General features: G+C 50.9%; 2 tRNA genes and 3 rRNA genes. All 5 read left to right on the top strand.

Annotated elements, in window-relative coordinates:
- Nucleotides 1–168 precede the first annotated feature (168 nt).
- The 5 genes from AC4PG8_RS13775 (at nt 169) to rrf (ending at nt 5,340) form a co-directional block, all read left to right on the top strand.
- Nucleotides 169–1,718 (top strand): 16S ribosomal RNA (locus tag AC4PG8_RS13775).
- 129 nt (nt 1,719–1,847) lie between these two features.
- A tRNA-Ile gene (locus tag AC4PG8_RS13770) sits at nt 1,848–1,921 on the top strand.
- A 46-nt stretch (nt 1,922–1,967) separates the two neighbouring features.
- Nucleotides 1,968–2,043: transfer RNA gene (locus tag AC4PG8_RS13765), tRNA-Ala, on the top strand.
- Nucleotides 2,044–2,215: 172 nt separating this feature from the next.
- Nucleotides 2,216–5,147, top strand: a 23S ribosomal RNA gene (locus AC4PG8_RS13760).
- Between the two features lie 77 nt (nt 5,148–5,224).
- Nucleotides 5,225–5,340 (top strand): 5S ribosomal RNA (gene rrf / locus AC4PG8_RS13755).
- Together the 16S, 23S and 5S rRNA genes with 2 tRNA genes alongside form the textbook arrangement of a ribosomal RNA operon.
- Nucleotides 5,341–5,343 lie beyond the last annotated feature (3 nt).

Below are 5,343 nucleotides of genomic sequence, written 5' to 3'. Positions count from 1 at the left end.
AAGAAGACGAAAAGCAATGAGACGTAAAGTCTCACTGGTAATCGCAGGGCAGAAAACAGAAAGCTGTTTTCAACAAAAACAAACTAGTAATTTAATTGCTAGCGAAGTCAATTTGACGCAAGGAATCTTATTCACGGTGTTGAATAAGTATTCAAATTCAATTTATATTTTAAAGAGAGTTTGATCCTGGCTCAGGACGAACGCTGGCGGCGTGCCTAATACATGCAAGTCGAACGAACGGAGGAAGAGCTTGCTCTTCCAAAGTTAGTGGCGGACGGGTGAGTAACACGTGGGCAACCTGCCTGTAAGTTGGGGATAACTCCGGGAAACCGGGGCTAATACCGAATGATAGAGTGTGGCGCATGCCACGCTCTTGAAAGATGGTTTCGGCTATCGCTTACAGATGGGCCCGCGGTGCATTAGCTAGTTGGTAGGGTAATGGCCTACCAAGGCAACGATGCATAGCCGACCTGAGAGGGTGATCGGCCACACTGGGACTGAGACACGGCCCAGACTCCTACGGGAGGCAGCAGTAGGGAATCTTCCGCAATGGACGAAAGTCTGACGGAGCAACGCCGCGTGTATGAAGAAGGTTTTCGGATCGTAAAGTACTGTTGTTAGAGAAGAACAAGGATAAGAGTAACTGCTTGTCCCTTGACGGTATCTAACCAGAAAGCCACGGCTAACTACGTGCCAGCAGCCGCGGTAATACGTAGGTGGCAAGCGTTGTCCGGATTTATTGGGCGTAAAGCGCGCGCAGGCGGTCTTTTAAGTCTGATGTGAAAGCCCCCGGCTTAACCGGGGAGGGTCATTGGAAACTGGAAGACTGGAGTGCAGAAGAGGAGAGTGGAATTCCACGTGTAGCGGTGAAATGCGTAGATATGTGGAGGAACACCAGTGGCGAAGGCGACTCTCTGGTCTGTAACTGACGCTGAGGCGCGAAAGCGTGGGGAGCAAACAGGATTAGATACCCTGGTAGTCCACGCCGTAAACGATGAGTGCTAAGTGTTAGGGGGTTTCCGCCCCTTAGTGCTGCAGCTAACGCATTAAGCACTCCGCCTGGGGAGTACGACCGCAAGGTTGAAACTCAAAGGAATTGACGGGGGCCCGCACAAGCGGTGGAGCATGTGGTTTAATTCGAAGCAACGCGAAGAACCTTACCAGGTCTTGACATCCTTTGACCACTCTGGAGACAGAGCTTTCCCTTCGGGGACAAAGTGACAGGTGGTGCATGGTTGTCGTCAGCTCGTGTCGTGAGATGTTGGGTTAAGTCCCGCAACGAGCGCAACCCTTGATTTTAGTTGCCAGCATTTAGTTGGGCACTCTAAAGTGACTGCCGGTGCAAGCCGGAGGAAGGTGGGGATGACGTCAAATCATCATGCCCCTTATGACCTGGGCTACACACGTGCTACAATGGATGGTACAAAGGGTCGCGAAGCCGCGAGGTGGAGCCAATCCCATAAAACCATTCTCAGTTCGGATTGTAGGCTGCAACTCGCCTACATGAAGCCGGAATCGCTAGTAATCGTGGATCAGCATGCCACGGTGAATACGTTCCCGGGCCTTGTACACACCGCCCGTCACACCACGAGAGTTTGTAACACCCGAAGTCGGTAGGGTAACCTTTATGGAGCCAGCCGCCGAAGGTGGGACAGATAATTGGGGTGAAGTCGTAACAAGGTAGCCGTATCGGAAGGTGCGGCTGGATCACCTCCTTTCTAAGGAAAAGGAAACCTGTGAGTTTTCGTTCTTCTCTATTTGTTCAGTTTTGAGAGGTCACTCTCTTGTATGTCAGATAAAGTACGCAAGGCAACATGCATGGAGCATAGCGCCACTACATTTTTGACGGGCCTATAGCTCAGCTGGTTAGAGCGCACGCCTGATAAGCGTGAGGTCGATGGTTCGAGTCCATTTAGGCCCACTTTTTCTTTCTGACACGAAGAAAACATCCAATTTAATTCCTTTTAGGGGCCTTAGCTCAGCTGGGAGAGCGCCTGCTTTGCACGCAGGAGGTCAGCGGTTCGATCCCGCTAGGCTCCACCAAAATTGTTCTTTGAAAACTAGATAAGAAAGTTAGTAAAGTTAGCATAGATAATTTATTATTTATGACACAAGTAACCGAGAATCATCTGAAAGTGAATCTTTCATCTGATAGGAAGTATCATCGCTGATACGGAACATCAGAAAAACAACCTTTACTTCGTAGAAGTAAATTGGTTAAGTTAGAAAGGGCGCACGGTGGATGCCTTGGCACTAGGAGCCGAAGAAGGACGGGACTAACACCGATATGCTTTGGGGAGCTGTACGTAAGCGTTGATCCAGAGATTTCCGAATGGGGGAACCCACTATCTTTAGTCGGATAGTATCCTTACGTGAATACATAGCGTGAGGAAGGCAGACCCAGGGAACTGAAACATCTAAGTACCTGGAGGAAGAGAAAGAAAAATCGATTTCCTGAGTAGCGGCGAGCGAAACGGAAAGAGCCCAAACCAAGAAGCTTGCTTCTTGGGGTTGTAGGACACTCTATACGGAGTTACAAAAGAAAGTTATAAATGAAGCGGTCTGGAAAGGCCCGCCAAAGACGGTAACAGCCCGGTAGTTGAAATGGCTTTCCCTCCAGAGTGGATCCTGAGTACGGCGGAACACGTGAAATTCCGTCGGAATCCGGGAGGACCATCTCCCAAGGCTAAATACTCCCTAGTGACCGATAGTGAACCAGTACCGTGAGGGAAAGGTGAAAAGCACCCCGGAAGGGGAGTGAAACAGTTCCTGAAACCGTGTGCCTACAAGTAGTTAGAGCCCGTTAATGGGTGATAGCGTGCCTTTTGTAGAATGAACCGGCGAGTTACGATTTGTTGCAAGGTTAAGCGGAAAAAGCGGAGCCGTAGCGAAAGCGAGTCTGAATAGGGCGCATAAGTAACAGGTCGTAGACCCGAAACCAGGTGATCTACCCATGTCCAGGATGAAGGTAAGGTAATACTTACTGGAGGTCCGAACCCACGCACGTTGAAAAGTGCGGGGATGAGGTGTGGGTAGCGGAGAAATTCCAATCGAACTTGGAGATAGCTGGTTCTCTCCGAAATAGCTTTAGGGCTAGCCTCGAGGTAAAGAGTCATGGAGGTAGAGCACTGTTTGGACTAGGGGCCCTTCTCGGGTTACCGAATTCAGATAAACTCCGAATGCCATGTACTTATACTCGGGAGTCAGACTGCGAGTGATAAGATCCGTAGTCGAAAGGGAAACAGCCCAGACCACCAGTTAAGGTCCCCAAATATATGTTAAGTGGAAAAGGATGTGGGGTTGCTTAGACAACCAGGATGTTGGCTTAGAAGCAGCCACCATTGAAAGAGTGCGTAATAGCTCACTGGTCGAGTGACCCCGCGCCGAAAATGTACCGGGGCTAAACATATTACCGAAACTGTGGATGAACCTCTTCGGAGGTTCGTGGTAGGAGAGCGTTCTAAGGGCGGTGAAGTCAGACCGGAAGGACTGGTGGAGCGCTTAGAAGTGAGAATGCCGGTATGAGTAGCGAAAGAAGGGTGAGAATCCCTTCCACCGAATATCTAAGGTTTCCTGAGGAAGGCTCGTCCGCTCAGGGTTAGTCGGGACCTAAGCCGAGGCCGATAGGCGTAGGCGATGGACAACAGGTAGAGATTCCTGTACCAGTGCTAATTGTTTAACCGATGGGGTGACACAGAAGGATAGGGAATCGCACGAATGGAAATGTGCGTCCAAGCAGTGAGTGTGAGAAGTAGGCAAATCCGCTTCTTGCGAAGCATGAGCTGTGATGGGGAAGGAAATTAAGTACGGAAGTTCCTGATTTCACGCTGTCAAGAAAAGCCTCTAGGAAGAGTAGTACTGCCCGTACCGCAAACCGACACAGGTAGATGAGGAGAGAATCCTAAGGTGAGCGAGAGAACTCTCGTTAAGGAACTCGGCAAAATGACCCCGTAACTTCGGGAGAAGGGGTGCTCTATTAGGGTGCAAGCCCGAGAGAGCCGCAGTGAATAGGCCCAGGCGACTGTTTAGCAAAAACACAGGTCTCTGCAAAACCGTAAGGTGACGTATAGGGGCTGACGCCTGCCCGGTGCTGGAAGGTTAAGAGGAGTGCTTAGCTTCGGCGAAGGTACGAATTGAAGCCCCAGTAAACGGCGGCCGTAACTATAACGGTCCTAAGGTAGCGAAATTCCTTGTCGGGTAAGTTCCGACCCGCACGAAAGGCGCAACGATCTGGGCACTGTCTCAACGAGAGACTCGGTGAAATTATAGTACCTGTGAAGATGCAGGTTACCCGCGACAGGACGGAAAGACCCCGTGGAGCTTTACTGCAACCTGATATGGAATGTTTGTACCGCTTGTACAGGATAGGTAGGAGCCGAAGAGACGTGTGCGCTAGCATACGAGGAGGCAATGGTGGGATACTACCCTGGCTGTATGACCATTCTAACCCGCCACGCTAAGCGCGTGGGGAGACAGTGTCAGGTGGGCAGTTTGACTGGGGCGGTCGCCTCCTAAAGAGTAACGGAGGCGCCCAAAGGTTCCCTCAGAATGGATGGAAATCATTCGCAGAGTGTAAAGGCACAAGGGAGCTTGACTGCGAGACTGACAAGTCGAGCAGGGACGAAAGTCGGGCTTAGTGATCCGGTGGTTCCGCATGGAAGGGCCATCGCTCAACGGATAAAAGCTACCCCGGGGATAACAGGCTTATCTCCCCCAAGAGTCCACATCGACGGGGAGGTTTGGCACCTCGATGTCGGCTCGTCGCATCCTGGGGCTGTAGTCGGTCCCAAGGGTTGGGCTGTTCGCCCATTAAAGCGGCACGCGAGCTGGGTTCAGAACGTCGTGAGACAGTTCGGTCCCTATCCGTCGCGGGCGCAGGAAATTTGAGAGGAGCTGTCCTTAGTACGAGAGGACCGGGATGGACACACCGCTGGTGTACCAGTTGTTCCGCCAGGAGCATCGCTGGGTAGCTATGTGTGGCAGGGATAAACGCTGAAAGCATCTAAGCGTGAAGCCCCCCTCAAGATGAGATTTCCCATTTCTTCGGAAAGTAAGATCCCTGAAAGATGATCAGGTAGATAGGTTTGGAGTGGAAGTGTAGCGATACATGGAGCGGACAAATACTAATCGATCGAGGACTTAACCAAAAAATGAAACGAAGTTACCTAACTGAACCCTTTCTTCTCTAGTTTTGAGAGAGCAATCTTTCAACAACTTCATATTGTCTGGTAGTTATGGCGAGAAGGTCACACCCGTTCCCATCCCGAACACGGTAGTTAAGCTTCTCTGCGCCAATGGTAGTTGGGGGCTTCCCCCTGCGAGAGTAGGTCGCTGCCGGGCAAT

The sequence above is a fragment of the Listeria sp. MAN/IMW/UF555 genome, assembly GCF_058684075.1.
This window is presented reverse-complemented; position numbering and strand designations above follow the sequence as displayed.